The following is a 26,110-nucleotide window of genomic DNA, read 5'->3' as shown; positions in this document are numbered from 1 at the left end:
TTTTCCTGGGAAAGTTCGATCGATGCGCCGCCTTGTCCTTCTGGCCGCCCTGTTGCTCGGGGCGGCGCCGGCCATGGCGCAGCCGCACATGCTCGCCGCCTATCAGCGGCCGCCGGCCGAGGTGGATTGCATCGCCTCCGGCATCCTGGCGATCGTCAGCGTCGACCGGGAACTGACGGGGCCCCATGACGGCGGGCGGCTGGGCATCGCGGTGACGCTGGAGAACCGCGCGCGGCACTCGGTCTCCTTCGTGCTGAACTTCGCCTCGCCCAATGTGCAGATGGCTGCGGTGAACCAGTGGCGGCGGCTGGAACCACGCGCCCGCGGCACCCATTTCGTCGGCTCGATGCCGCGCGGCACATTGGTGACCGACGAGGAGCTCCGCCGCGACGTGCAGTTGCGCTGCGTGCGGTAGGGGAGGCTAGGCCTCCTCCTCCACCGGCTGGCGGGGAACGGGCAGCAGCGCCGTTTCCTTGATCGTCGCCATCGCGACCTCGACGGAGAGGCGCTCGATCCCCGGCAAGGGCCGGATCTCGTGGCCGAGGAGCTGGTCCAGCGCGGCGATGTCCGGCACCCGGAGCTTCACGAGGAACGACCATTCGCCGGTGAGCTGATGGCACTCCAGCACGGCCTCCAGCTTGCGGACGGCGCGGCGGAAGCCCGTCTCGTCCCGGCCCGGCCGGATCGCGACGCGCAGGAAGGCCAGCAGGGGGCAGCCCACTTCGGCAGGGTCGAGCTCCGCGTGCCAGCCGCGGATCACCCCCCTCTCCTCAAGCCGCTTCACCCGTTCCGCCGTCGCGGAGACGGAGAGGCCCGATACCTTCGCAAGGTCGGAGAGACCCGCAGCACCATCCTGCTGGACGGCGATGGCAATCTTCCGGTCTATCTCGTCCATACCCGGATGGTATCCGGCATTTACGCGGTTGTGAATGAAAATATTCCGCCCATGGGGCGACCCTCGCCCTGATCCGAGGATTACGGGCCACAGCTGCGCCCTTCCGTTGCGAAACTGGGCCGTCCCATCTTGTCCGGCGCCGCGCTGCTTAATACATGGGCAGGGGACAAAAGGGCCGCGCATGGGGCGCGGACCTGCCAAGGGGCTTCGCCCGGCGCCTGTGAGGGCCGGGGGTTAGTCGCCGCAACGGAGCAGGCAATGAGCAAAGTCATCGGTATCGACCTCGGCACGACGAATTCGTGCGTCGCCATCATGGAAGGCGGCGAATCGAAGGTCCTGGAGAATGCGGAGGGCGCGCGTACCACCCCCTCCATGGTCGCCTTCGCCAAGAACGGCGAGCGCCTCGTCGGCCAGAGCGCCAAGCGCCAGGCCGTCACCAACCCGACCAACACCCTCTACGCCGTGAAGCGCCTCATCGGCCGCAAGTTCGACGACGCGATGGTGCAGAAGGAGAAGGGCCTCGCCCCCTTCCACATCGTAAAGGCCGATAACGGCGACGCCTGGGTCGAGGTCGAGGGCAAGAAGTACGCCCCGCAGCAGATCAGCGCCGACATCCTCACCAAGATGAAGGACACGGCCGAGGCCTATCTGAACGAGAAGGTCACGCAGGCCGTCATCACGGTCCCGGCCTACTTCAACGACGCCCAGCGGCAGGCCACCAAGGAGGCCGGCGCCATCGCGGGCCTCGAGGTGCTGCGCATCATCAACGAGCCGACGGCCGCCGCGCTGGCCTATGGCATGGACAAGAAGCACGCCGGCACGATCGCGGTCTATGACCTCGGCGGCGGCACCTTCGACGTCTCGATCCTGGAGATCGGCGACGGCGTCTTCGAGGTGAAGTCCACCAACGGCGACACCTTCCTCGGCGGCGAGGACTTCGACCAGCGAATCATCGATTACCTCGCGGACGAGTTCAAGAAGGAGAACGGCATCGACCTGCGCGGCGACAAGCTCGCCCTGCAGCGCCTGAAGGAAGCCGGCGAGAAGGCCAAGATCGAGCTCTCCTCCTCGAAGCAGACCGAGATCAACCTGCCCTTCATCACCGCCGACGCCTCCGGGCCGAAGCACCTCGTGATGCAGCTCACCCGCGCCAAGCTCGAGGCCCTGGTCGACGACCTGATCCAGCGCACGCTGGAGCCGGTGAAGAAGGCCCTGGCCGATGCGGGCGTGACGGCTGGCGAGATCGACGAGGTCATCCTCGTCGGCGGCATGACGCGCATGCCCAAGGTCATCGAGGTGGTGAAGAACCATTTCGGCAAGGACCCGGCGCGCAACGTGAACCCCGACGAGGTCGTGGCCATCGGCGCGGCGATCCAGGGCGGCGTGCTCAAGGGTGACGTGAAGGACGTCCTGCTGCTCGACGTGACCCCGCTTTCGCTGGGCATCGAGACGCTGGGCGGCGTGTTCACGCGCCTGATCGACCGCAACACGACGATCCCGACCAAGAAGTCGCAGACCTTCAGCACCGCGGACGACAACCAGACGGCCGTGACCATCAAGGTGTTCCAGGGCGAGCGCGAGATGGCGGCGGACAACAAGCTGCTGGGCAACTTCGACCTGCAGGGCATCCCGCCGGCACCGCGCGGCGTGCCGCAGGTGGAGGTGACCTTCGACATCGACGCGAACGGCATCGTGAGCGTCTCGGCGAAGGACAAGGCCACCGGCAAGGAGACGCAGATCAAGATCCAGGCCAAGTCCGGCCTGTCGGACGCCGACATCGAGAAGATGGTGCGCGACGCCGAGTCCAATGCCGAGGCCGACAAGAAGCGGCGCGAGGCGGTCGAGGCCCGCAACCAGCTCGATACCCTGGTGCATTCGACCGAGAAGACGATCAGCGAGAACGGCGACAAGGTGCCGGCCGGTGAGCGTGCGGCGGCCGAGGCGGCGATCGTCGAGGCGCGCAGCGCGATGGAAGGCGGCGACGCCGAGGCCATCAACGCCGCGGCCGAGAAGCTCAGCCAGGCCGCGATGAAGCTCGGCGAGGCCATGTACAAGGCCGAGCAGGCGTCCCCACAGCCCGAGGCCGGGCCGACGGGCGCCAAGCCGGATGACAACGTCGTCGACGCCGAGTTCGAAGAGGTCGATCCGAAGAAGAAGAAGAGCTGAGGTTGCTCGACGGCATCCTTCATCTTTTCCCGCCCGGGCCAGCGATGGCCCGGGCGTCGCTTCATTTCGGGTAGGGCGAAAGAATGGCCAAGCGCGACTGTTACGAAGTGCTCGGCGTCGGACGCGACGCCACCGACGACGACCTGAAGAAGGCCTATCGCAAGCTCGCGATGCAGTATCACCCTGACCGCAACCACGGCGACGACAAGGCCGAGGCGCGGTTCAAGGAGATCAGCGAGGCCTATGAGATCCTGAAGGACGGCGAGAAACGCGCCGCCTACGACCGCTACGGCCACGGCGCCTTCGAGAATGGCGGCGCCGGAGGCAGTCCCTTCGGGCAGGGCGGCGGCTTCGAGGATATCTTCGAGGAGATGTTCGGCCGCTTCGGCGGCCGGGGCGGCGGGCGCCAGAATTCCGGCCGCGGCGCGGATCTCCGCCAGGAGGTCCATGTCACGCTCGAAGAGGCCTTCGCGGGCGTCAAGAAGACCATCCGCGTCCCCTCCTCGGTCCAGTGCGAGGCCTGCACGGGCTCCGGCGCCGAGGGCGGCAGCGCCAGCGTGCAGACCTGCGGCACCTGCCGCGGCGCAGGCAAGGTGCGCGCGCAGCAGGGCTTCTTCCTGATCGAGCGCACCTGCCCGACCTGCTCGGGCTCGGGCAAGATCATCAAGAACCCCTGCAAGATCTGCCATGGCGCGGGCCGCGTGCAGCGCGACCGCACGCTGAACGTCTCCATCCCCGCGGGCGTGGAGGACGGCACGCGCATCCGCCTCTCCGGCGAGGGCGAGGCGGGGCTGCGCGGTTCTCCGGCGGGCGACCTCTACGTCGATATTGGCGTGAAGCCGCACCCGCTCTTCCAGCGCGAGGGACCCAACATCATGGTCCGCGTACCGCTGCGCATGACGCAGGCGGCGCTCGGCGCCAGCGTGGAGGTGCCTTCGATCGATGGCGGCCGCTCGGCGGTGAAGATCCCCGCCGGCACGCAGACGGGCGACAACTTCCGGCTGCGCGGCAAGGGCTTCTCGGTGCTGCGCAGCGCGGCGCGCGGGGACATGTACGTGCAGGTGGTGGTGGAAACCCCGCTCCACCTCTCGCCCCGTCAGCGCGAGCTGCTGGAGGCCTTCGAGGCGGAAGCGGAGAACGGCGGGAAGCACTCGCCGGAGAACGAGGGTTTCTTCGCCAAGGTGAAGGAATTCTGGGACGGCCTGGCCCGCTGACGCGAAAGCGGCCGGCCCCGCCAGGGACCGGCCGCCTCGCCGTCGTCATGTCACAGTCGTCAGTTCACCGGGGCGTCAGATGCCCCAGTAGTTGTCGACCAGGCTCCAGTCGCGCACGCCGACCGGCTCATAGACCGGCGCCGAATCCAGGCGCTCCTTCGTGATGTTGTCCACGACGAAGCCCTCGAGTTCGTTGTCGTAGCGCAGCATGCGCCACGGCACGGCATAGTGCTTCGAGCCGAGGCCCAGGAAGCCGCCGAAATTCAGCACGCCGTATTCGACGGTGCCCGCGCGCTTGTCGATCATCAGGTCTTCGATATGGCCGATGCGTTCGCGATCGGCGCCGAAGACCGAGACTCCGTTCACCTTGCCCGCGGCGACGAGATAGCCCTGGGTGTCTTCGGTGAGATCGGCGGTGGTGGGCTGGCGGATGGTGTCGATCATGTCGTTCCTTTCCAGTTGCCTTGCCAAGTGAACGCATCGGAGGGAGGCAGGGTTGCCTTCGTGGCCCGCTCCGCGTCATGACGGCCGCCTGAGAAAGGGAAATGAGATGAGCCTCCGCATCGGCATCACCGGCATCGCCGGCCGCATGGGCCAGCTGCTCTCGGAGGAGGTCGCCGCCGCGGGCGCGACGCTCGCCGGCGGCACGGCACGCGGCGACGATCCGCGCGCGCTGTTCCAGGCCAGCGACGTCGTCATCGACTTCACGAACGCGCATTCGGCGCCCGCGCATGCCGCGCTGGCGGCCGAGCTCGGCAAGGGGCTCGTGCTCGGCTCCTCCGGTCTTTCCGCCGCCGAGGAGAAGGCCGTGGCCGAGGCCGCGCAGCGCGCGCCCATCGTCTATGCCGCGAATTTCGCGACCGGCGTGAACCTCGTCCTCGCGCTGGCGGAGAAGCTCGCCGCCGCCCTGCCGGCCGAGCAGTACGACGCCGAGATCGTGGAGATGCATCACCGCCAGAAGGTGGATGCGCCCTCGGGTACCGCCATCGCCATGGGCCGTGCCGTGGCCAAGGGCCGCGGCACCACGCTGGAGGAGGCGGGGCGCGAGAGCGGGCGCGACGGCCATACCGGCGCGCGCAAGACCGGCACGATCGGCTTCGCCGCGCTGCGCGGCGGCCAGGTGGTGGGCGAGCACACGCTGCTCTTCGCCGCCGGCTCGGAGCACATCGCCCTCACCCATCGCAGCTTCGACCGGCGCGCCTATGCGACCGGGGCGGTGCGCGCGGCGCAGTGGCTCTCGGGGCGGGCGCCCGGCCTCTACTCGATGAGCGACGTGCTCGGGCTGGGCTAAGGCCTCACGCCGCCAGAAGGCGCTTCCCGTCGCCGATCGTTTGGGCGCAGCATCTCCCCAGGGACGATGGGGGAGACGCCCGGAATGAGTGCGACACGCACCTTGGAAACCCTGCTGGGACGCGGCGCCCCCGGGGCGCCCGCGATCCGCGCACCGGGGCGGCCACCCCTCACTCACGCGGCCCTGCGCACACTCGCCGCGGAAACGGTGGCCGCGCTGAACGCACGCGGCATCGGCCGCGGGGACCGCGTGGCGATCGTCCTGCCCAATGGGCCGGAGATGGCGGCCGCCTTCCTGTGCCTCGCCGCCGGGGCCTCCACGGCGCCGCTCAACCCCGCCTATCGGTCGGAGGATTTTTCCTTCTACCTGCAGGACCTCCGGCCGAAGGCGCTCGTCGTCCAGCGGGGCGTCGAGACGCCGGCCCGCGCCGTCGCCGAAGGGCTGGGCATCCCCGTGCTGGAGCTGGTTCCCGGCGCAGCGGCGGGCAGCTTCACCCTCGAAGGCGGCCCCGCCGGCACACCGGCCCGGCCCGGCATGGCGCAGGAGGAGGAGGAGGCCCTGGTGCTGCACACCTCCGGCACCACCGCGCGCCCCAAGATCGTGCCGCTCAGCCAGCGTAACATCGCGGCCTCCGCCGCGCATATCGGCGCGACGCTGGAGCTTTCGGCGGACGATGCCTGCCTCAACATCATGCCGCTCTTCCACATCCACGGGCTGATCGCGGCCGTGCTGTCGAGCGTGGCAGCGGGCGGCGCGGTCTGCTGCACGCCCGGCTTCGACGCGCTGCGCTTCTACCGCCTGATCGAGGAGGAGCGGCCGAGCTGGTACACGGCCGTGCCCACCATGCACCAGGCCATCCTGGGCCGCGCCGAGCGCAACGCCGAAATCATCGCGCGTGTGCCGCTGCGCTTCATCCGCTCCTCCTCGGCCTCGATGCCGGGGCCGGTGATGGAGCAGATGGAGGCCGTCTTCGGCTGCCCCCTGGTCGAGAGCTACGGCATGACCGAGGCCGCCCACCAGATGGCATCCAACCCGCTGCGCGGCACCCGCAAGCCGGGCGCGGTCGGCCTGCCGGCCGGGCCCGAGGTCGGCATCATGGACGAGGATGGCGGGCTCCTGCCGCGCGGCGAGGTGGGCGAGGTGGTGATCCGCGGCCCCAACGTCACCGCCGGCTACGAGGCCAATCCGGAGGCCAATGCCAAGGCCTTCAGCGACGGCTGGTTCCGCACCGGCGACCAGGGGATGCTCGATGCCGACGGCTACCTGCAGCTCACCGGACGCCTCAAGGAGATCATCAACCGCGGCGGCGAGAAGGTGAGCCCACTGGAGGTGGACGGCGTCCTCTCCGCCCATGAGGGCGTGGCCCAGGCGCTGTGCTTCGCCATCCCGCACGGCAAGCTGGGCGAGGAGGTCGGCGCGGCCGTGGTGCTGCGCGAGGGCGCCGAGCTGACCGAGCGCGAGCTGCGCGACTTCGCGGCGCTGCACCTGGCGGAGTTCAAGGTGCCGCGGAAGGTGGTCTTCCTGGACGAGATCCCGAAGGGCGCCACCGGCAAGCTGATGCGGATCGGCCTGGCTGAGAAGCTAGGCCTCAGCCTTTGAGGGGGCCTTGCCCCCTCAAGCTCCCCCAGCAGGAAACTCAGTTTCCTGCACCTTCGGGTCCAGGGCCAAAAGCCCTGGCGGGGTGCGCGAGGGGCAGCGCCCCTCGCATCCCATAGGAGAAATCATGCGCATCTGCATCTTCGGGGCCGGCGCCATCGGCGGGCTCATGGCCGCCCGGATCGAGGCGGCGAAATCGGCCGAGGTCACCCTCATCGCCCGCGGGCCGCACCTGGCCGCGATGCAGGAGCGCGGGCTGAAGCTGATCAGCAGCGGCGCCGAGACCGTCGTGCATCCCCGCTGCGTCGCCACCGCCGCGGAGGCCGGGCCGCAGGATGCCGTGATCGTCACGCTGAAGGCGCATTCCCTGCCCTCGGCCGCCGTGCAGATGCAGCCGCTGCTGGGGCCCGAGACCGCCATCGTCTCCGCGGTGAACGGGATTCCCTGGTGGTACTTCCACGAGATCGGCAGCGCCCATGAGGGCCGCCGCGTCGAGAGCGTGGACCCGGGCGGCGAGGTCTCGCGCCTGCTGCCGCCGGAGCGCGCCATCGGCTGCATCGTCTATCCGGCGGCCGAGGTGGCGGAGCCCGGTGTCATCGAGCACGGCTATGGCGACCGCTTCACCCTGGGCGAACCCGGCGGGACCCGCACCCCGCGCATCGAGGCGCTGAGCGCCGCGCTGATCGCCGCCGGCTTCAAGGCCCCCATCCGCCCCCGCATCCGCGACGAGATCTGGGTGAAGCTCTGGGGCAACCTGGCCTTCAACCCGATCAGCGCCCTCACCTGCAACACGCTGCAGGAGCTGACGGGCGATCCGGGCCAGCGCGAGGTAGCGCGCGCCATGATGCTGGAAGCGCAGGCCATCGGCGAGGCGCTCGGCGTGCGCTTCGCCATCGACGTGGACAAGCGCATCGCCGGCGCGGCCGAGGTGGGCGCGCACCGCACCTCCATGCTGCAGGACCTCGAGCGCGGCCGGCCCATGGAGATCGAGGCGCTGCTGGGCGTTATCGTCGAATTCGCGGAGCTGACCCGGCTGCCGGCGCCGACCTGCCGGATCGTGCTGTCGCTGGTGCGCGCGCGGGCGAAGGCGGCGGGCTGCCTTTAATGCGGCTTAAGCCCTGCAACGCCCCGATCAATTCGAATGCATGATTCTGCAGGATAGACGGAATCACGATCCCACCATTCTCGTTTCAGAGTGTTCAATTCTCATATTGCGTTACTACAGATGTCAAAATGACGCGGCCCCTTCCCCGCCCGTATCGCACCATCCGAATTAAACAAAAGTCATATATCGTTAGTTGATCTGACCTCGGTCGGAGCGGCAGAAAAAAGAACAACGTCACGTCGCGCGTGCCCCCGGGCATGCGGGCGGCGGTGTCCATGGCCTGAAGAAGCCAGCAAAAAGGGGTGGTGAATGTCTGGATACGCAAGGGCGCCAGCCGCCCCACGACCGATGACCGCCGGCGAGAAGAAGGTGATCTTCGCCTCCTCGCTCGGCACGGTCTTCGAATGGTACGACTTCTATCTCTACGGCAGCCTCGCGGTCATCATCGGCGCCAAGTTCTTCAGCCAGTTCGACCCCAACACGCGCAACATCTTCGCGCTGCTGGCCTTCGCCGCCGGCTTCCTCGTGCGGCCCTTCGGCGCCCTGGTCTTCGGTCGCCTCGGCGACCTGGTCGGGCGCAAGTACACCTTCCTCGTCACCATCCTGATCATGGGCACCTCGACCTTCATCGTCGGCATCCTGCCCACCTCGGATCAGATCGGCATCTCGGCCGCCGTCATCCTCATCATCCTGCGCCTCCTCCAGGGCCTCGCGCTCGGCGGCGAGTATGGCGGTGCCGCGACCTACGTCGCCGAGCACGCGCCCCAGGGCCGGCGCGGCTTCTATACGAGCTGGATTCAGACCACCGCGACGCTCGGCCTCTTCCTCTCGCTGCTGGTGATCCTCTTCACTCGCACCGCGCTGGGCGAGGCCGCCTTCGCCGATTGGGGCTGGCGCATCCCCTTCCTGCTCTCGATCGTGCTGCTCGGCATCTCGGTCTGGATCCGGCTGCAGCTGCAGGAAAGCCCGGCCTTCCAGAAGATGAAGGCCGAGGGCACGGGCTCCAAGGCGCCGCTCACCGAGGCCTTCGGGCAGTGGAAGAACGCCAAGATCGCGCTCATCGCCCTCTTCGGCCTGACCATGGGCCAGGGCGTCGTCTGGTACACGGGCCAGTTCTACGCGCTCTTCTTCATCCAGAGCATCCTGAAGGTCGACGGCTACACGGCGAATCTGCTGATCGCCTGGTCGCTCATCCTCGGCACCGGCGGCTTCATCTTCTTCGGCTGGCTGTCCGACAAGATCGGCCGCAAGCCGATCATCCTGCTGGGCTGCGCCCTGGCGGCGCTGACCTACTTCCCGCTCTTCCAGATGCTGACGCGCGAGGCCAACCCGGCCCTTTACGCCGCGCAGCAGAACATCCCGGTCCGCGTGGTCGCGGCGCCCGGCGACTGCCACTTCCAGTTCAACCCCACCGGAACGGTGACCTTCACCACCTCCTGCGACATCGCCAAGGCGGCGCTGGCGGGCCTCTCCATCCCCTACACGCAGGAAACGGGGCCGGCCGGCCACGTGGCGACGGTGCATGTGGGCAACTCGGTGGTGAATTCCTTCGACGTCACGCAGGCCGGGGCCGGCGCAGCAGCGGCGCGGGCCACCTTCACGCGTGAGCTGAGCGCGGCGCTGACCGCAGCGGGCTTCCCGCCCGCGGCCAACCCCTCGGTCGTGAAGATGGCGCATCCCTTCGACATCTTCCGCGAGCAGCCGGCCGTGATCATCGGCATCCTGTTCATCCTGGTGATCTACGTGACCATGGTCTACGGGCCGATCGCGGCCGCCCTGGTGGAGCTCTTCCCGACGCGGATCCGCTACACCGGCATGTCGCTGCCCTATCACATCGGCAACGGCTGGTTCGGCGGCCTGCTGCCGGCGACGACCTTCGCCCTGATCGCGGCGACGGGCGATATCTACTTCGGCCTCTGGTACCCGATCATCTTCGCGGTCGCGACCGTGGTCATCGGCGTGATCTTCCTGCCGGAGACAAAGGATCGCGACCTCTTCGCCGACGACCACGCCCCCACCAGGGCGCCGGGATACCGTCCGGCGGAATAGTCTTCCACGTGAAGGCCACGTGACAGGCGCCGGGGGGAAACCCCCGGCGCTTCTTGCATTCAGGACAGATAAGACGGGCTGGGCGGGCGCGGAAACGCGCCCGGCCGAAGCTCAGAAGTGGCTCCAGCCCCCGCGCGGGAGGCTGATGGGGCTGCCTCCTGCACCCAGGGCCGTCACCTCCGACGCCCCCGCCACGAACCTTCCGACGCGCGTGACCGGCGTCCCCGAGGCCTTGCCCGCCTCCGCCGCGCGGGCGGCATCCTCCGGCGCAACGGCGAAGAGCAGCTCGTAATCGTCGCCGCCGGTAAGGATCAGCGGCAGCAGCGCCGGATCGGCCGCCAGCGCGGCCCGCGCACCGTCCGAGAGCGGCAGCGCCCCGGCCTCTACTTCCGCCCCGCAGGCAGCGAGCCGGCAGAGATGGCCGCAATCCTGGACAAGCCCGTCCGAGATATCCATTGCCGCCCGCGCCACGCCCCGCAGTGCGAGGCCGAGCGCCAGCCGGGGCCGGGGCACGCGGTAGCGGTCGGCCAGGAAGCCGTCATCGGCCAGGGTGCCGCGCGCCGCGCGCAGTCCCAGCGCGCCGTCGCCGATGGTGCCGGAGACCCAGATCTCGTCCCCCGGCCGGGCGCCCCGGCGCAGCAGCGCCTCGCCTTTCGGCACGGTGCCCAGGATGGTGAGGGAGAGGGTCAGCGGGCCCGGCGTGGAAACCGTGTCCCCGCCCAGGACGGCCAGGCCGAACTCCGCCTGGTCCTGCGCCAGCCCCGCCGTGAAGGCGTCAAGCCATTCCGGCGTGGTGCCCTTGGGCAGGGCCGCGGTCATGAGATAGCCCAGCGGCGCCGCGCCCATGGCCGCAAGGTCGCTGAGGTTCACGCGAAGGAGCTTGCGCCCAATCGTCTCCGGCGGATCGTCGGGCAGGAAATGGACGCCCGCGACCATCGCGTCGGCCGACAGCACCAGCTGGCCCGCCGGCACATCCAGCACCGCCGCGTCGTCGGACAGCGCCAGCGCGCCCTCCCCCGCCAGCGGCAGGAAATGGCGCGCGATGAGCGAGAATTCGGGAGGCAGGCTCACCCCCCGTTGAACTCCTCGGCGCGCAGCGCGCGCGCCATGGCGTCCAGCACGCCGTTGCAGAAGCGCGGCTCCTCGCCGCCGAAGAAGCCATGGGCGATGTCCATGTACTCCTTGATGACGACGCGCGCGGGCGGGCCGCCCATGTCGCGCATCTCGCCGCCCGCGGCGCGCAGGATGGCGCGCAGCACCGGGTCCAGGCGCGTCATCGCCCAGCCCGTCGCGAGATGGGCGGAGATGACCTGGTCGAGGTCCTCGGTATGCGTCGCGGCGCCGCGCATGATGCGGGTGAAGAGCGGCACGTCCGCTTCTTCCACGCGCCCATCCTCGAAGCCCTGCTGGCCCGGGGCGGTGCCCAGCCGGTGGCGGACGAACTGGTCCAGCACCGCCTCGATGGCGTCGCCCGACTGCTCGGTCTGGAACAGGGCCTGCACGGCGGCCACGCGGGCGCCGGTGCGCGGCCGGCCCGGATTAGGCTTCGGCACCTTGGTGGCAGCCATCATCCCAGACCCCATTTGCGTCGTAGTCCCACTTGAAGCAGCGCGGCCTGGGCCGCCTCGGCGCCCTTGTTATGGCGGTCGTCGCTGGAACGCTCGATGGCCTGCTGCAGGTTGTGCACCGTCAGCAGCCCGAAGCCGATGGCCGCGCCTGTCGCGACGGAAAGGCTCATCACGCCCGAGCAGGCCTCGCGGCAGATATGGTCGTAATGGTCGGTGTCGCCCTTCACCACGCAGCCGAGCAGCACGAAGCCGTCCCAATAGGGCGCGTCCTCGGGGTGATCCATGGCGTCGAGCGCGATGCGCAGCGCGGCCGGCAGCTCATAGGCGCCCGCCACGTCCACGACCTCGAGCTCGCCGCCGGCCTCGGCGACGACGCGCTCGACGCCCTTGCGCATGCCGCCCACGATCTCGTCGTAATACGGCGCCTGGATCAGCAGGATGCGCGGCGGCTCGCCGTCGATCCGGACGGTGTCGCGCTTCGGGCCGTCAATGGTGCTCACGCCTGGCTCTCCCCGGCCTTGGTTTCGCCGATCACGGGCCGCGTCTCGAGGACGCGCAGGCCCCAGCCCTCCAGCCCGACGACCGGGCGCGGGTTGTTGGACAGGCGGATGATGTCCCGAAGGCCGAGATCGGCGAGGATATGCGCGCCGATGCCGTAGTCGCGCAGCTGCGGCTGCGGCTTGCCGTTGCGGCGGTTGCGGATCTGCCGGCTGATGCCGTCGGGCCGCGAGTCGCGCAGCATGACGACGACGCCGCGCCCCTCGGCCGCGATGGTCTCCATCGCGCCGTGCAGCTCGCGGATGCCGCGGCCGCCAACCATGTCATTGAGGATGCTGGCGGCATGCATGCGCGTCAGCACGGGCTCGGGCCCGGAGATGTCGCCCTTGATGAGCGCGATGTGCTCGCCGCCCTCGACGGCGCCGGCATAGACGATGATGCGCCAGTCGCCGCCCACCGCATGCGTGACCTCGCCCTCCTCGACGCGGCGCACCAGCCGCTCCGTGCGGCGGCGGTAGCCGATGAGGTCGGCGATGGTGCCGAGCTTGAGGCCGTGCAGCTGCGCGAACTGCACCAGGTCCGGCAAGCGGGCCATGGTGCCGTCGTCGTTCATGATCTCGCAGATCACGCCGGCGGGGTTCAGACCCGCGAGGCGGGCGAAGTCGACCGCGGCCTCGGTATGGCCGGCGCGGACCAGCGTGCCGCCCTCGCGCGCCACCAGCGGGAAGACGTGGCCCGGGGTGACGATGTGCTCGCGCGAGAGCTCGGGGTTGATGGCCACGGCCACCGTGCGCGCGCGATCGGCGGCGGAGATGCCGGTGGTGACGCCGTCCCGCGCCTCGATCGAGACGGTGAAGGCCGTCTGGTGCCGCGTGCCGTTGCTCTGCGCCATCAGCGGCAGGCCGAGCTGCTCGACCCGCTGCCGCGTCATGGCGAGGCAGATCAGGCCGCGCGCGTAGCGGGCCATGAAGTTGATGGCGTCAGGCGTCGCGAACTGCCCGGGGATGACGAGGTCGCCCTCGTTCTCGCGGTCCTCGTCGTCGACGAGGATGAACATCTTGCCGCGCCGGGCCTCCTCCAGGAGCTCCTCGGTGGGCGTGATGAACTCGTGGAAACTGGTCGTACGGGTGGCAACGCTCACGCGCGGAACTCCAGGAGCCGGGCGACGTAGCGCGCCAGCGTGTCGATCTCGATGTTGACCCCGTCGCCCGGCTGCAGCGTGCCGAAGCTCGTCACGGCGGTGGTGTGGGGGATGATGTTGACCCCGAAGCTCTCCTCGTCAACCTCGTTGACCGTCAGGGAGACGCCATCCACCGCAACGCTGCCCTTCACGGCGATCAACCGTGCGATCTCGCCCGGGACGCGGAAGCGCCAGCGGACGGAGGCATTCTCGGGAATGGCGGAGACGACGGTGCCCACCGCGTCCACATGGCCGGAGACGAGATGGCCGCCCAGCTCGTCGCCCAGCTTCAGGGAGCGCTCCAGGTTGATCCGCTGGCCGGCCTTCCAGCCGGATTCGGCCGCGCGGTTGTTGCCCACCCGCGCCCGCCAGTTGCCGATCGTGGTGCGGGACAGGGTCTCCGCGCTCGCATCGACGGCGAAGCTGTCACCATTCAGCTCCACCGCCGTCAGGCAGACGCCGGAGCAGGCGATGGAGCAGCCGAGTTCCGCCCCCGTCAGGAAGTCGGGCGCGACGCCGATGACGAGGCGCATGTCCTGCCCCTCGCCGATGGGCAGGACCTCGCGCAGCGTGCCGAGGGCGGTGATGATCCCGGTGAACATGCGCTAATCCTTTGCGTATTCGCTCATGATGTCGGCGCCCAGGCGCCGGGAGTCCAGAAGGCGGAAGCGGGGCATGGCGGAAAGCGGCCCGATGCCGAGGCCGCCCAGGCTTTCCAGCCCCTCGGCGCCAAGCATGGCCGGGGCGTGGAACCACACCAGCCGGTCCACCAGCCCCGCCTTGAGCAGCGCGGCGGCGAGATGCGCGCCGCCCTCCACCATCACGCGGGTGACGCCCCGGGCGCCCAGCGCCTGGAGCATGGCGCGCGGCTGCAGCCCGCCACCGGATGCGCGGCGGATCGTCACCACCTCGACGCCGGCGGTGATGTAGGGCGCCAGCACCGCGGGCCGATGCCCGGCCCCCGTCAGCACCCAGGTCGGCTGCGCGCGCGCCTGGGTGACGAGCCTGGCCGTCAGCGGAAGGCGCAGCCGGGCATCCGCCACGACGCGCAGCATGGGCACCGGGTCCATGCCCGGGATGCGGCAGTCCAGCTCCGGATCGTCGGCCACGGCCGTGCCGCTGCCGACCATCACCGCGTCGTGCCGCGCGCGCAGGGCATGGACGGCACGGCGAGCGCCCTCGCCCGTGATCCAGCGGCTCTCGCCCGAGGCGGTGGCGATGCGGCCATCCAGCGTGGAGGCGAGCTTGAGGGTCACCAGCGGCAGACCCTGGGTGACGCGGCGGATGAACCCGGCATTCAGCGCCGCGGCCTCCTCGCCCATCAGCCCTTCCTCGACGGCGATGCCCGCGTCGCGGAGCCGCGCGAAGCCGCGCCCGTCCACCCGGCGGTCCGGGTCGCGCAGCGCCACGACGACCCGCGCCACGCCGGCACGGATCAGCGCGTCGCAGCAAGGCGGCGTGCGGCCGAAATGCGAGCAGGGCTCCAGCGTGACATAGGCGGTGGCGCCGCGGGCCGATCCGGGCGAGAGCGCCTCGGCGCGCGTCAGCGCCTCGACCTCGGCATGGGGGCGGCCGCCGGGCTGCGTCCAGCCGCGGCCGATGACGATGCCGTCCTTCACCAGGACGCAGCCCACCGAGGGGTTGGGCCAGGTGTTCCCGAGCCCCCGCGCCGCGACCTGGAGCGCGGCCCGCATATGGGCCCGGTCACCGGACATCAAGGGGTATCCAGGCCGCCCAGGAAGGCCTGGAAGTCCTTGGCCTCGGAGAAGTTCTGGTAGACCGAGGCGAAGCGCACATAGGCGACCTGGTCGACGCCCTTCAGCGTCTCCATCACCATCTCGCCGATGCGGCGGGAGGGGATCTCGGCCTCGGTCTCCATCTCGAGGCGACGCTGGATGCCGTTGAGCAGGCGCTCGATCCGGTCGTCGTCGATCGGCCGCTTGCGGCAGGCGATGCGGATGGATTTGCTGAGCTTGTCCCGGTCGAAGGGCACGCGACGGCCATCGGTCTTGAGGACCGTGAGCTCGCGCAGCTGCACCCGCTCGAAGGTCGTGAAGCGGTTGCCGCAGGCCGGGCAGAAGCGCCGGCGCCGGATGGAGGAGCCGTCCTCGGAGGGACGGCTGTCCTTCACCTGGGTCTCGTCATTACTGCAATAAGGGCAGCGCATCTTCTTGGCCCTCAGACGCCGGGCGCCGGCTGGGCCGGCTTGGCTTCGCGCCCTGTCATGTCTCGCTCGCTCTCAGGTCGGTCGCGGCGCGCCGGCCGCGGGTGCGGCCGGATCCTCGCGGGGCGTCCCCATCCTAGCAGCGCGACGCTCCCCTTCAGTAGATGGGGAAGCGCGCGCAGAGGGCCTTCACTTCCTCGCCGACCGCCTTCTCGACCGCGGCATTGCCTTCGGGCGAATTCGCGGCAGCCAGGCCGTCCAGCACGCGGCCGATCAGCTTGGCCACCTGCTTGAACTCCTCCTCGCCGAAGCCGCGCGACGTCGCTGCGGGGGAGCCCAGGCGCACGCCCGAGGTCACCATCGGCTTGGCCGGATCGAAGGGGATGGCGTTCTTGTTGCAGGTGAGGTGCGCGCGGTTCAGCGCGGCCTCGGCATCCTTGCCCGTGAGGTTCTTCGGGCGCAGGTCCACCAGCATCAGGTGGTTGTCCGTGCCGCCGGTCACGATACCGAAGCCCTGGGCCTTCAGGCTGTCCGCCAGCGTCGCGGCGTTCGTCACGGTTTGCTGGGCATAGGCGCGGAAGTCGGGGCGCAGCGCCTCGCCGAAGGCCACGGCCTTGCCGGCGATGACATGCATCAGCGGCCCGCCCTGCAGGCCCGGGAAGACGGCCGAGTTGATCTTCTTCGCCAGCGCCTCGTCATTGGTGAGGATCAGGCCGCCGCGCGGGCCGCGCAGCGTCTTGTGCGTGGTGCTGGTCGTGACATGCGCATGCGGCACCGGCGAGGGATGCGCGCCGCCGGCCACGAGGCCCGCGAAATGCGCCATGTCGACCATGAAATAGGCGCCGACCTCATCCGCGATCTCGCGGAAGCGGGCGAAGTCCCAGTGGCGGGCATAGGCCGAGCCGCCGGCGACGATGACCTTGGGGCGGGATTCACGGGCGATGCGCGCGACCTCCTCCATGTCGATCAGCTGGTCCTCGCGGCGCACCGTGTAGGGCGCCACCTTGAACCACTTGCCGGACTGGTTGGCGGGCGAGCCGTGCGTCAGGTGCCCACCGGCCGCGAGGTCGAGGCCCATGAAGGTGTCGCCGGGCTGCATCAGCGAGAAGAAGACGGCCTGGTTCGCCTGGGCGCCGCTATGCGGCTGCACATTGGCGAAGGCGGCGCCGAAGAGCTGCTTCACGCGCTCGATCGCCAGCGTCTCGACGATGTCCACATATTCGCAGCCGCCATAGTAGCGGCGGCCGGGATAGCCCTCGGCATACTTGTTGGTGAGGACGGTGCCCTGCGCCTCGAGCACGGCGCGGCTGACGATGTTCTCCGAGGCGATGAGCTCGATGCCGTCCTGCTGGCGGACCAGCTCCTTGCCGACGGCGTCGGCGATCTCGGCGTCGGCCTCGGCGAGGCCGGCCTGGAAGAAGCGGGCGGGAAGGAAGCGGGCAGCGGCCTCGTTCATGTCGGGCGATCCTTGGGCAGGGGGAACGCGACATATCATGGTAAGGCTGAGGGGCGAAACCGGCCTGGCGGCAGATCAGGCCGGTCGCCGCGGCATGACGCCGCTCAGATCATCACTCAGGCGAGCGCGGTGTCGGGGCTCAGCTTGTCGATCCGGCCCTGGTGCCGCCCGCCCTCGAACTCGGTCGCGAGGAAGGCCGCCAGCGCGTCCAGCGCCACCTCCACGCCGAGGGTGCGGGCGCCGAAGCAGGCGATGTTCGCGTCGTTATGCGCGCGGGTCAGCCGGGCCTCGGTGGAATTGTGCAGGTTCACCGCGCGGATGGCCGCGTGGCGGTTGGCCGCGATGCTCATGCCGATGCCCGAGCCGCAGACGAGCACGCCGAAGCGGGCCTCGCCCGAGACGACCTTGGCCGAGACCTCATGCGCGAAGTCCGGATAGTCCACGCTCTCCTCGCCATTGGTGCCGGCGTCCAGCACGATGTGCCCGGCGGCATCGAGGGCAGCGCTCAGGGCGCGCTTCAGGGGCAGGCCCGCATGGTCGGATCCGATGGCGATGATCATGGGGCGGAGCGATAGCATGGGCCTTTCCGGCCCGGCATCGCGATCTCGTCATGGCGGCCCGGCGTGGGCCTCCAGGAAGGCCGCGACGCGGAGGCGGGCGGCAGCCCTCGCCTCGGGATTGGGGCCCAAGGAGACGGTGCGGTTGTTGGGCAGGAACATCGTCCGGATGCCGCCCGAAAGCTGGTCGAAGGAATGGTGCGCGCCGCGATAGAGCTCGACCTCGATGCGGCCGGGCGCGCTGGCGGCCATCTGCTCGCAGGGCTGCGGCGGGGTCCAGTCGTCGGCGGCGCCCAGCAGCATGAGCAGCGGCGCGGTGCCCGCGATCGGCCCGATCGAGACGCCCTGCGCACGCCCGCAGCCCGGATACATGGCAATGGCGGCATGCACGAGGCCGGACGGGGCGGCGTTCCAGGCCGCCAGCGTGGTCGAGCCGCCATGCGACCAGCCGATCAGCACCACGCCCTCCCCCCGCGCCCAGGGCTGCGCGCGGGCCCATCGGGCGGCCTCCAGCGCATCCCAGCGGCGCACGCTCACCGGCCCGGCCGGGAAGGCGGGCACGCCACAAGCCTGGCCGAGGCCGCGGCTGCCAAAGCTATCGGGGAAGAGCACCGGATGGCCCGCCGCGACGAGCCGCGCCGCCCAATCCTGCTGATGCGGCGGCAGTCGGAGCGGCCGGTCGGCGGTGCCCAGCCCGGAGCAGGAATGCAGGGCGATCACCGGCTCCCGCGTGGGGTTCGCCGGCACGAAGAGGAGCGCGCGAAGCGACGCGCCCTCCGCCCCGGGGACGGTGATCAGCTGGGCCGGGGCCGCCGGGGTCATCGCCGCCTCGTCCGCGGCGAAGGAACCCGCGCAGGCGGTCAGCAGAAGAAGCGCCATCAGGGCCCGGATCATGCTGCGCCTCGTCTCGCCATGCGGGGTCATTCCCTATCAGGAACGACCCCGCGAAGGCCAGCGCTCAGGCTTCCGCCAGCGCCCGCAGCCAGATCGCGACCGCGACGGCGCCGCCATCCGGCACGCCGACCGCGCGGGCGCCGAGATAGCTGGCGCGGCCCAGGCGCGGGGTCATAGAGGTGGTCGCCTCCGCCCCCTGCTCCGCCGCAATGGCCGCGGCCTTCAGCGCGGCGGCCAGGCCCTCCGGCAGCGCGGCCGCAAAGGCGTTCGCGGCCGGGTGCAGCGCGTCGATCATGGTGCGATCGCCGGGCTTCGCGCCGCCCAGCTCGCCGACCGAGGCCACGGCCCGGGAGAAGGCCTCGGCCCAGTCCTGCGGCTGCGGCACGCCGGGCAGCGACCGCGCGGCCCGCAGCAGCGCGGTCGCGTAGAAGGGACCGGAGCTGCCGGCCAGCGCCCGGCGCAGGGTGGCGGCCATGGCTTCGAGCGCCTTGGGCGGATCGGCCCAGGCGCCCTCGGGAAGGGCGCGAAGCGCCTCGGCGCCGCGCAGCATGCTGATCCCGAGATCGCCGTCGCCGGCCCGGCTGTCCAGATCCGTCAGCTGGGCCTCGGCCGCCTCCAGCGCGGCGGCGGCCGCCAGCGCGCCACGCTTCAACGCCGGCGCGAAGGGACCGGGCGCGACAGCCTTCTCGGCCGGCGGCTGGGGCGCCGCCGCGAGGACCTTGCGGGCAGCTTCGATCCGCCCCGATCCAGGCCAGGCCGGCGCCTCGGCCGAGGCATCGAGCAAGGCGAGACGCGCGGCGTCCAGCCGCATCACCGAGACGGAGACGCCCGGCATCTCCAGCGCCGAGAGGAAGACGCCCGACCAGGCGCGCTCGACGACGATCCCACGCTCGCGCAGCGCGGCGAGCGCCCGGCGCGCCACGATTGCCAGTTCCATCGGCGGCGTGCCGCCGAGGCCGTTGACGAGCAGCGCCACCTGCTGGCCCCGCGCCAGCCCGCCATCCTCGACGATGGTGGCCAGCAGCCGGTCCACCAGCGCATCGACCGGCCGGTGCGGCCCGCGCTCGACGCCCTGCTCGCCATGGATGCCGAGACCGAGCTCGACCTCCTCCGCACCGATCTCGAAGCCGGGACGCCCGGCCGCGGGCACCGTGCAGGCACCGAGCGCCACGCCCATGGTTCCCAGCTGGCCGGCCGCCGCCCGCGCCAGCGCCGCGACCTCGGCCAGCGGCTGGCCCGCCGCGGCCGCCGCGCCGGCGATCTTATGGACCAGCACCGTGCCGGCGATGCCGCGCCGGCGCTCGGGCGGCACCGTGTCGCGCAGCGCCACGTCGTCGGCCACGACCACGACCTCGACGGGGATGCCCTCGGCGCGGGCGAGCTCGGCGGCGAGGCCGAAATTCAGGCGGTCGCCGGTGTAGTTCTTCACGATCAGCACGGCGCCGGCGGGGCCGGCGGCGGCGCGGATCCCGGCCAGGACGGCGTCCACGCTGGGCGAGGTGAAGACGTCACCCACGACGGCGGCGGTCAGCAGGCCGGGCCCGACATAGCCGGCATGGGCCGGCTCATGGCCCGCGCCACCGCCGGAAAGGAGCGCGACCGGCCGGCTGGCGGGCGGCGGCAGGTCGGCGCGGACGACAACATCCTCATCCGCCAGAAGGGCGAGGCCCGGGTGGAGGTCGCAGACGCCCTCGAGCATTTCCCGCACGACCTGGCGCGGGTCATTGACCAGCTTCTTCATTCCGTTTTCCCCCCAAGGGCTGTCATGGCGGGGATTGTGCCCAAGCTCCCCCTGACCGGGAAGGCTGGGGCGGGAAGCTACATCGCCTCCCCTTCGGCCTTCCGCCGCAGCTCGCGCAGGCGCTCCTCGCCGGCAGGCAGCCGCGGGTGCATGGCCAGCACGGCCTCGTGGCTGCGCAGCGCGCCGCGATAGTCGCCCGCATCCTCCTGCAGGCGCGAGAGGCTGATCAGCGCGGGGAAGTGCCGCGGATCGAGCCGCAGGCATTCGCGCAGATCCGCGGCGGCGGCCACGCGGTCACCGGCCAGGGCATAGGCCTGGGCCCGCCACTGCCAGGCGTCGGGAAGGGTGGGCGCCAGGGTGATGGCGGCGTCGAAATCCTCCAGCGCGTCGTCGGCCTGGCGGGCGCGCAGATTCCGCACCCCGCGATTGATCAGCAGGGCGACGGCCGGCGTCGCCTGGCGGCTCCAGATCTGGCGGATCGCGGCCTCGGCCAGCTGCGCGCCGCGCTCGTCCGGCGCTTCGCGCAGGGCCTCGAAGGCACGGTCGAGATCGCGCGCCGCCTGGTCGGCAGGCTGGGCGAAGGCGGCAGGGGCAAGGAGGAGGAAGGCGAGCAGGGCGCGGCGCATGCGCGATTCTCCGCCCGCGCGCTCCGGGAAGCAAGCAAGCTCGCGCCCGTTAGGCGAGGACCTATCCCCGGCCCAGGACCAGGCCCGTCTCCCGCACGATCGATCGGAACTTCGCGAGCTCGGAGGCGGCGAAGGCGCGGGTGCTCTCGGGCGTCGAGGGCTCGGCCGGATCGACGCCAGCCTCCGCGAGGCGGCGGCGCAACGTGGGCTCGGCCAGGGATTCCATCGCCGCCCGGTTGAGCCGCGCGACGATCGGCGCCGGGATGCCCTTCGGCCCCTGAACCAGATTCCAGGTCACGACCTCGAAGCCGTTGAAGCCCAGCTCCTGCAGGGTCGGCACGTCGGGCAGCAGCGGATGGCGGACCAGCGAGGTCACGGCGAGCGGGCGCGAGGTGCCGTCGCGGACATGCGGATAGGCCGAGGCCAGGACCTCGGCGGAGAAATCCACCTCCGCCTTGCGCATCGCCTCCAGCACGGCCGAGCCGCCGCGATAGGGCACGTATTCCCCGCGGAAGCCGGCGCGATGGGTGAAGAGGGAGCCGGTGAGGTGGCCGATGCCACCCGTGCCGGAGCTCGCCCAGAGCGGCGGAGTGGCGCTCGCCTTCGCCGCGGCAACGAGGTCGGCCACGCTGCGATGCGGGCTCGATCCCGGCACGATGATCAGCATGGGTCCGCCGCCGAGGATCGCGATATGCGTGAAATCCTCCACGGGATCGTAGCGCACCGTGTCGGGCAGCGTGGCGGGGTTGGTGCCCTGGCTGGAGGCCGACTGCACGGCCAGGGTATAGCCGTCGGGTGCCTGGCGCGTGACGTATTCCGCGCCGATCGAGCCGCCGGCGCCCGCGCGGTTGTCGATGATCAGGCGCGCCTGTGGCGCCAGATGCGGCGCCATCCGGTCGATCAGGAGCCGGGCGGCGAGGTCCGTCGAGCCGCCCGCCAGAAAGCCCACGACGACGTTGATCGGACGGTCCGGATAGCCCGTCTGCGCCTGGGCCGGCAGCGACAGCAGGGCAGGCGCGGCCAGCAGCGTTCGGCGATGCATTTTCGTTCCCTCCCGGAGGTTGTTCGGGAGCTAAAACGAATCATCCGATGCCGTCGAGGCCCTCCGGCCGCGGGCCGCCGGCCATCCAGTCGAGCAGCTGCACCGTGTGCACCACGGGCATCGCATCGCCCGCGAGCTGCGTCATGCAGCCGATATTGCCGGCGGCGATGACGTCGGCCTTGGTGCGGCGGATGTTCTCCAGCTTGCGCGTGCGCAGCTGACCGGCGATGGCGGGCTGCAGGATGTTGTAGGTGCCGGCGCTGCCGCAGCAGATGTGGCCCTCGGCGGGCTCCTTCACCTTGAAGCCGGCGCGCGCGAGCAGCTGCTTCGGCAGGGCCGTTATCTTCTGGCCATGCTGCAGCGAGCAGGCAGAATGATAGGCGACCGTCATCGCGGGCTCGTCGCGCGTCGGCGCATAGGCGAATTTCTCGAGCACCTCGGTGATGTCCATGGCCAGGCCGGCAACGCGCGCGGCGTCCTCGGCGTCCGGCTCCTCGCGGAACATGAAGCCGTAATCCTTGAGCGTGGTGCCGCAGCCCGAGGCGTTCACCACGATCGCGTCCAGCCCCTGCCCCTCGATCTCGGCCGACCAGGCGCGGATATTGGCGCGGGCCGCCGCCATGGCGCGCTCATGCTGGCCCATGTGATGCGTCAGCGCGCCGCAGCAGCCCTGGCCCGGCGTGATCACCACCTCGATGCCCATGCGCGTCAGCAGGCGGATGGTGGCGGCGTTGATCTCGGGGTTGAGCACCTTCTGCGCGCAGCCGGTGAGCAGGCCGACGCGGCCGCGCCGCTCGCCCTCCGCCGGATGAACCTGAGCCTCCTGCATGGGATCGGGCGCCGGCAGCGCCTTGGGCGCGAGCGCCAGCATGCCGCGCAGGCGCTGCGCCAGCATGGACTGGCCGGGAATGGCCGGCTCCAGCGGGCGCGCCAGCGCCGCGGCCTTCAGCGAGAGGCGGAACAGCTTCGGGCTCGGCAGCACGCGGGCCAGCACGCCGCGCAGCATCCGCTCGGGCCAGGGGCGCTTGTAGGTCTCCTCGATATAGGTCCGCGCATGGTCGACCAGGTGCATGTAGTTCACGCCCGAGGGGCAGGTCGTCATGCAGGACAGGCAGGAGAGGCAGCGGTCCACATGCCGCACCTCGAGCTCCGAGGCCGGGCGGCCGCTCTCCAGCATGTCCTTGATGAGGTAGATGCGGCCGCGCGGGGAATCGAGCTCGTCGCCCAGCAGCAGGAAGGTCGGGCAGGTCGCGGTGCACATGCCGCAATGCACGCAGGTGCGCAGGATGCGGTTGCTCTCGGCCGTATCCGGATCGCGCAGCTGCTCCGCGGTGAAGTTCGTTTGCATACGTATCCCCAGTAGGCCAGCGCGCCGGTTCCCGTCGCGCAGCTAATCGGTGAAGCGCGCGGCGGTCCAGCCGCGCCGCGGGCGGCGGGCCTCAGGCCCGCAGGCGCCCGGGATTGAGCACGCCCGCCGGATCGAGCACCGCCTTCACCCGCCGCCCGATGGCGGCCAGCGGCAGCGCCTCCTCCGGCAGGACGGGAACGGCGGCCGCGAGCTCCGGCGGCGCGCGGAACAGCGTGAAGGTGCCGGCCGCCGCCGTGGCGGCCTGCATCACGGCGCCATGCGCCTGCACCGTGGCCGGCCCGGCCACCCAGATCAGGCCGCCGCCCCAGTCCAGCAGGAGCTTGGCCGGGAAGGCCGCCCGGAGCGAGGCCACGACGCCGGCCGCATGGGAAGGCGCGACGGAGAGGCGCCAGACGGCCTCCTCCGGAGCGGCGCGCAGCGGCACGGCATCCCGGATGGAGCGCCAGAGCGCGCGCGGATCCTCGACGAGGCTCTGCTCGCCATGCGCGGCCAGATCCTCGCGCAGGCGCCCGAGACGGTAGGTCACGCTCTCGGAGAAATCCTCGAGGCGCAGGAAGGCGGTGATGCCCCCCTCCTCCAGCACCAGCGCGGCTCCGCTCACGCCATAGGGCGAGCCGAGACCGGCGCTGAGCGCCGCGACGCCCGCCGTGACGTCCGGCACGCGCAGCGCCAGCGTGCCCGTCGCCTCGCCGGCCGGCAGGACCTTCAGGGCGATCTCGGTGATGATGCCGAGCGTGCCATGCGCGCCGCTCAGCAGCTTGCAGAGGTCGAGGCCCGTCACGTTCTTCAGCACCCGCCCGCCGGAACGGAAGATCTCGCCCTCCCCGGTGACGGCGCTGATGCCCAGCACATGGTCGCGCATCGCGCCCCACATGATGCGGCGCGGGCCGGAGAGGTTGGTGGAGACCACGCCGCCCAGGGTCGAGGGCTCCTCCGCGCCGAAGAGCACCCGCAGGTCGGGCGGCTCGGCGACGATCTGCTGGCCGTGCTCGGCCAGCGCGGCCTCGATCTCGGGGATCGGCGTGCCGGCGCGGGCGCGGATCATCAGCTCCGTGGGCCGGTAGAGGGTGATGCCCGTGAGGTTGCGCGTGGAAAGCGTGCGCGCGGCGGGGCCCCAGGGCTGCAGCGTGGGGCGCAGCATGGCGCGCTTGGTGCCACGGCCCTCGATGGCGAGCGGCTCGCGCGCCGCATGCGCCCGCGCGACGGCGCTGGCCAGGGACTGCTCGGTCTCGGGGGAGATCACGCTCATGCCGCGATCTTCGGATTGTCGTCGAGGGGGAAGACCTTTGCCGTGTTCAGCAGCCATTCCGGATCGAAGGCGCTCTTGATGGCGCGCTGCAGGGTGAGTTCGGCGCGGGTGAACTGCGTCGTCATCAGGTCGCGCTTCTCTACGCCCACGCCATGCTCGCCGGTAAGGCAGCCGCCGACCTCGACGCAGAGCTTCAGGATATCGGCGCCGAAGGCCTCGGCGCGGCGGAAGCTGTCGGGATCATTGGCGTCGAACATGATGAGGGGGTGCAGGTTGCCGTCGCCGGCGTGGAAGACGTTGGCGACGCCGAGGCCGTATTGCGCGGACATCTCGGAGATGCGCTTCAGCACATGCGGCAGCTCGCCGGTCGGGATCGTGCCGTCCATGCAGAGATAGTCGGGGGAGATGCGGCCGACGGCGCCGAAGGCACCCTTGCGGCCCTTCCAGATGGCGGCCGACTGCTCGGCGCTCTCGGCCACCTTCATGCTGATCGGGTCGAATTTCGCGCAGATGCCGCGGATACGGTCCAGCAGCATATCCTGCTCGGCGACGCTGCCCTCGACCTCGATGATGAGCATGGCCTCGGCATCCAGCGGATAGCCGGCATGGGCGAAGGCCTCGCAGGCATGGATGCAGGGGCGGTCCATGAATTCCAGCGCGACGGGGATGATGCCCGAGCCGATGATGGCATCCACCGCCGCGCCCGCGATCTCGACGCTGGAGAAGGCGGCCAGCATGGCGCGCGCGCCCTCCGGCCCGCGAAGGATGCGGACGGTGACCTCGGTCACCAGGCCGAGCTGGCCTTCGCTGCCGGTGATGAGGCCGAGCCAGTCGTAGCCAGCGGCGTCCAGATGCGTGCCGCCGATCTCGATCACCTCGCCCTCGATGGTGACGAAGGTGACGCCCAGCAGGTTGTTCGCGGTCACGCCGTATTTCAGGCAATGCGCGCCGCCGGAATTCATCATGACATTGCCGCCGATCATGCAGGCGAGCTGGCTGGAGGGGTCGGGCGCGTAGAAGAAGCCGTCGCCCTCCACGGCCTTGGTGATGCCGATATTGGTGACGCCGGCGCCCACGATGGCGTAGCGGTCCTCGTAGTTGATCTCGCGGATGGTGTTCATCCGCATGAGGCCGATCACCACCGCATCGGCCAGCGGCAGCGCGCCGCCCGAGAGCGAGGTGCCCGCGCCGCGCGGCACCACGCGGATGCCATTGGCATGGCAGTAGCGCAGCACGGCCGCGACCTCCGCCGTGGTGCGGGGCAGCACGACGGCGAGCGGAATCTGGCGATAGGCCGCGAGGCCGTCGGTCTCGTAGGGGCGCAGCCGCAGCGTCTCGCCGATGACGGAATCGGCGGGCAGGAGCCGCGCCAGGTCGGCGAGGATCGCGTCGCGGCGGGCAAGGATCTCGGGCTTGGGAGCCGGGAGGGCAATCATGACAGAACGGGTCC

The 26,110-nt window shown here is 70.7% G+C and carries 25 protein-coding genes; 7 read left to right on the top strand and 18 right to left on the bottom strand.

The annotated features are described in order from the left end of the window. The first annotated feature begins 22 nt into the window (after positions 1-22). On the top strand, positions 23-415 hold the full coding sequence (locus tag KHU32_RS07865) for a hypothetical protein (protein ID WP_213669445.1): 393 nt from the start codon (positions 23-25) through the stop codon (positions 413-415). A gap of 6 nt (positions 416-421) precedes the next feature. On the opposite strand, the gene KHU32_RS07860 is transcribed toward KHU32_RS07865, so the two are convergent. Next, positions 422-895, bottom strand: a complete 474-nt coding sequence (locus KHU32_RS07860; RefSeq protein WP_213669444.1) for an Lrp/AsnC family transcriptional regulator — start codon at positions 893-895, stop codon at positions 422-424. Between the two features lie 258 nt (positions 896-1,153). Between KHU32_RS07860 and dnaK the strand changes: the two genes are divergently transcribed. Continuing rightward, positions 1,154-3,061, top strand: a complete 1,908-nt coding sequence (gene dnaK, locus KHU32_RS07855; RefSeq protein WP_213669443.1) for a molecular chaperone DnaK — start codon at positions 1,154-1,156, stop codon at positions 3,059-3,061. 83 nt (positions 3,062-3,144) lie between these two features. Next, positions 3,145-4,275, top strand: coding sequence for a molecular chaperone DnaJ (gene dnaJ / locus KHU32_RS07850; RefSeq protein ID WP_213669442.1), 1,131 nt, complete (start codon positions 3,145-3,147; stop codon positions 4,273-4,275). A 75-nt stretch (positions 4,276-4,350) separates the two neighbouring features. On the opposite strand, the gene KHU32_RS07845 is transcribed toward dnaJ, so the two are convergent. Then, positions 4,351-4,719, bottom strand: a complete 369-nt coding sequence (locus tag KHU32_RS07845; protein ID WP_213669441.1) for a PRC-barrel domain-containing protein — start codon at positions 4,717-4,719, stop codon at positions 4,351-4,353. A 106-nt stretch (positions 4,720-4,825) separates the two neighbouring features. On the opposite strand from KHU32_RS07845, the gene dapB reads away from it, so the two are divergent. The 4 genes from dapB (at position 4,826) to KHU32_RS07825 (ending at position 10,316) form a co-directional block, all read left to right on the top strand. Further along, positions 4,826-5,566 (top strand): 4-hydroxy-tetrahydrodipicolinate reductase, encoded by a 741-nt coding sequence (dapB, locus tag KHU32_RS07840; RefSeq protein WP_213669440.1) that lies wholly within the window; start codon positions 4,826-4,828, stop codon positions 5,564-5,566. A gap of 84 nt (positions 5,567-5,650) precedes the next feature. Beyond that, complete coding sequence (locus KHU32_RS07835) at positions 5,651-7,165, top strand: acyl--CoA ligase (RefSeq protein WP_213669439.1); 1,515 nt, start codon at positions 5,651-5,653, stop codon at positions 7,163-7,165. Between the two features lie 124 nt (positions 7,166-7,289). Further along, entirely contained in the window at positions 7,290-8,267 is a 978-nt protein-coding gene (locus KHU32_RS07830; protein WP_213669438.1) for a 2-dehydropantoate 2-reductase, read from the top strand. Positions 8,268-8,615: 348 nt separating this feature from the next. Beyond that, entirely contained in the window at positions 8,616-10,316 is a 1,701-nt protein-coding gene (locus KHU32_RS07825; protein WP_213669437.1) for an MFS transporter, read from the top strand. Between the two features lie 111 nt (positions 10,317-10,427). On the opposite strand, the gene thiL is transcribed toward KHU32_RS07825, so the two are convergent. From thiL to KHU32_RS07745, 16 genes are all read right to left on the bottom strand, one after another. Further along, positions 10,428-11,387, bottom strand: a complete 960-nt coding sequence (gene thiL, locus KHU32_RS07820; RefSeq protein WP_213669436.1) for a thiamine-phosphate kinase — start codon at positions 11,385-11,387, stop codon at positions 10,428-10,430. Then, positions 11,384-11,884: a transcription antitermination factor NusB gene (nusB, locus tag KHU32_RS07815; RefSeq protein WP_213669704.1), complete on the bottom strand. Its 501-nt coding sequence runs from the start codon at positions 11,882-11,884 to the stop codon at positions 11,384-11,386. Before nusB ends, thiL begins: the two co-directional genes overlap by 4 nt. Next, a complete protein-coding gene (gene ribH, locus KHU32_RS07810) occupies positions 11,884-12,384 on the bottom strand; it encodes a 6,7-dimethyl-8-ribityllumazine synthase (protein WP_213669435.1) in 501 nt (166 codons plus the stop codon). Before ribH ends, nusB begins: the two co-directional genes overlap by 1 nt. Further along, positions 12,381-13,523: a 3,4-dihydroxy-2-butanone-4-phosphate synthase gene (ribB, locus tag KHU32_RS07805; protein WP_213669434.1), complete on the bottom strand. Its 1,143-nt coding sequence runs from the start codon at positions 13,521-13,523 to the stop codon at positions 12,381-12,383. The genes ribH and ribB overlap by 4 nt, the downstream gene beginning before the upstream one ends. Next, positions 13,520-14,164 (bottom strand): riboflavin synthase, encoded by a 645-nt coding sequence (locus KHU32_RS07800; protein WP_213669433.1) that lies wholly within the window; start codon positions 14,162-14,164, stop codon positions 13,520-13,522. Before KHU32_RS07800 ends, ribB begins: the two co-directional genes overlap by 4 nt. Positions 14,165-14,167: 3 nt before the next feature. After that, on the bottom strand, positions 14,168-15,277 hold the full coding sequence (gene ribD / locus KHU32_RS07795; RefSeq protein WP_213669432.1) for a bifunctional diaminohydroxyphosphoribosylaminopyrimidine deaminase/5-amino-6-(5-phosphoribosylamino)uracil reductase RibD: 1,110 nt from the start codon (positions 15,275-15,277) through the stop codon (positions 14,168-14,170). Then, positions 15,277-15,729: a transcriptional regulator NrdR gene (gene nrdR / locus KHU32_RS07790; protein ID WP_213669431.1), complete on the bottom strand. Its 453-nt coding sequence runs from the start codon at positions 15,727-15,729 to the stop codon at positions 15,277-15,279. Before nrdR ends, ribD begins: the two co-directional genes overlap by 1 nt. Positions 15,730-15,883: 154 nt before the next feature. Next, on the bottom strand, positions 15,884-17,182 hold the full coding sequence (gene glyA, locus KHU32_RS07785) for a serine hydroxymethyltransferase (protein ID WP_213669430.1): 1,299 nt from the start codon (positions 17,180-17,182) through the stop codon (positions 15,884-15,886). Positions 17,183-17,298: 116 nt separating this feature from the next. Beyond that, positions 17,299-17,760, bottom strand: coding sequence for a ribose 5-phosphate isomerase B (gene rpiB, locus KHU32_RS07780; RefSeq protein WP_283771015.1), 462 nt, complete (start codon positions 17,758-17,760; stop codon positions 17,299-17,301). A 30-nt stretch (positions 17,761-17,790) separates the two neighbouring features. Beyond that, on the bottom strand, positions 17,791-18,633 hold the full coding sequence (locus KHU32_RS07775; protein ID WP_213669429.1) for a dienelactone hydrolase family protein: 843 nt from the start codon (positions 18,631-18,633) through the stop codon (positions 17,791-17,793). A gap of 64 nt (positions 18,634-18,697) precedes the next feature. Continuing rightward, positions 18,698-20,374, bottom strand: a complete 1,677-nt coding sequence (locus KHU32_RS07770) for a dihydroxyacetone kinase family protein (protein WP_213669428.1) — start codon at positions 20,372-20,374, stop codon at positions 18,698-18,700. 77 nt (positions 20,375-20,451) lie between these two features. After that, positions 20,452-21,000 carry a tetratricopeptide repeat protein gene (locus tag KHU32_RS07765; protein ID WP_213669427.1) on the bottom strand — a complete coding sequence of 183 codons (549 nt, stop codon included), beginning with the start codon at positions 20,998-21,000 and terminating at the stop codon, positions 20,452-20,454. A gap of 61 nt (positions 21,001-21,061) precedes the next feature. Further along, the gene (locus KHU32_RS07760; protein ID WP_213669426.1) at positions 21,062-22,042 is read right to left on the bottom strand and encodes a Bug family tripartite tricarboxylate transporter substrate binding protein; all 981 of its coding nucleotides are present in this window, start codon (positions 22,040-22,042) and stop codon (positions 21,062-21,064) included. Between the two features lie 40 nt (positions 22,043-22,082). Continuing rightward, positions 22,083-23,390, bottom strand: coding sequence for a glycolate oxidase subunit GlcF (glcF, locus tag KHU32_RS07755; RefSeq protein WP_213669425.1), 1,308 nt, complete (start codon positions 23,388-23,390; stop codon positions 22,083-22,085). A 91-nt stretch (positions 23,391-23,481) separates the two neighbouring features. Beyond that, positions 23,482-24,660 carry an FAD-binding protein gene (locus KHU32_RS07750; protein ID WP_213669424.1) on the bottom strand — a complete coding sequence of 393 codons (1,179 nt, stop codon included), beginning with the start codon at positions 24,658-24,660 and terminating at the stop codon, positions 23,482-23,484. After that, positions 24,657-26,096, bottom strand: coding sequence for an FAD-linked oxidase C-terminal domain-containing protein (locus tag KHU32_RS07745; RefSeq protein ID WP_213669423.1), 1,440 nt, complete (start codon positions 26,094-26,096; stop codon positions 24,657-24,659). Before KHU32_RS07745 ends, KHU32_RS07750 begins: the two co-directional genes overlap by 4 nt. Positions 26,097-26,110 lie beyond the last annotated feature (14 nt).

The sequence above is a fragment of the Roseococcus pinisoli genome, assembly GCF_018413645.1.
GTDB lineage: Bacteria > Pseudomonadota > Alphaproteobacteria > Acetobacterales > Acetobacteraceae > Roseococcus > Roseococcus pinisoli.
This window is presented reverse-complemented; position numbering and strand designations above follow the sequence as displayed.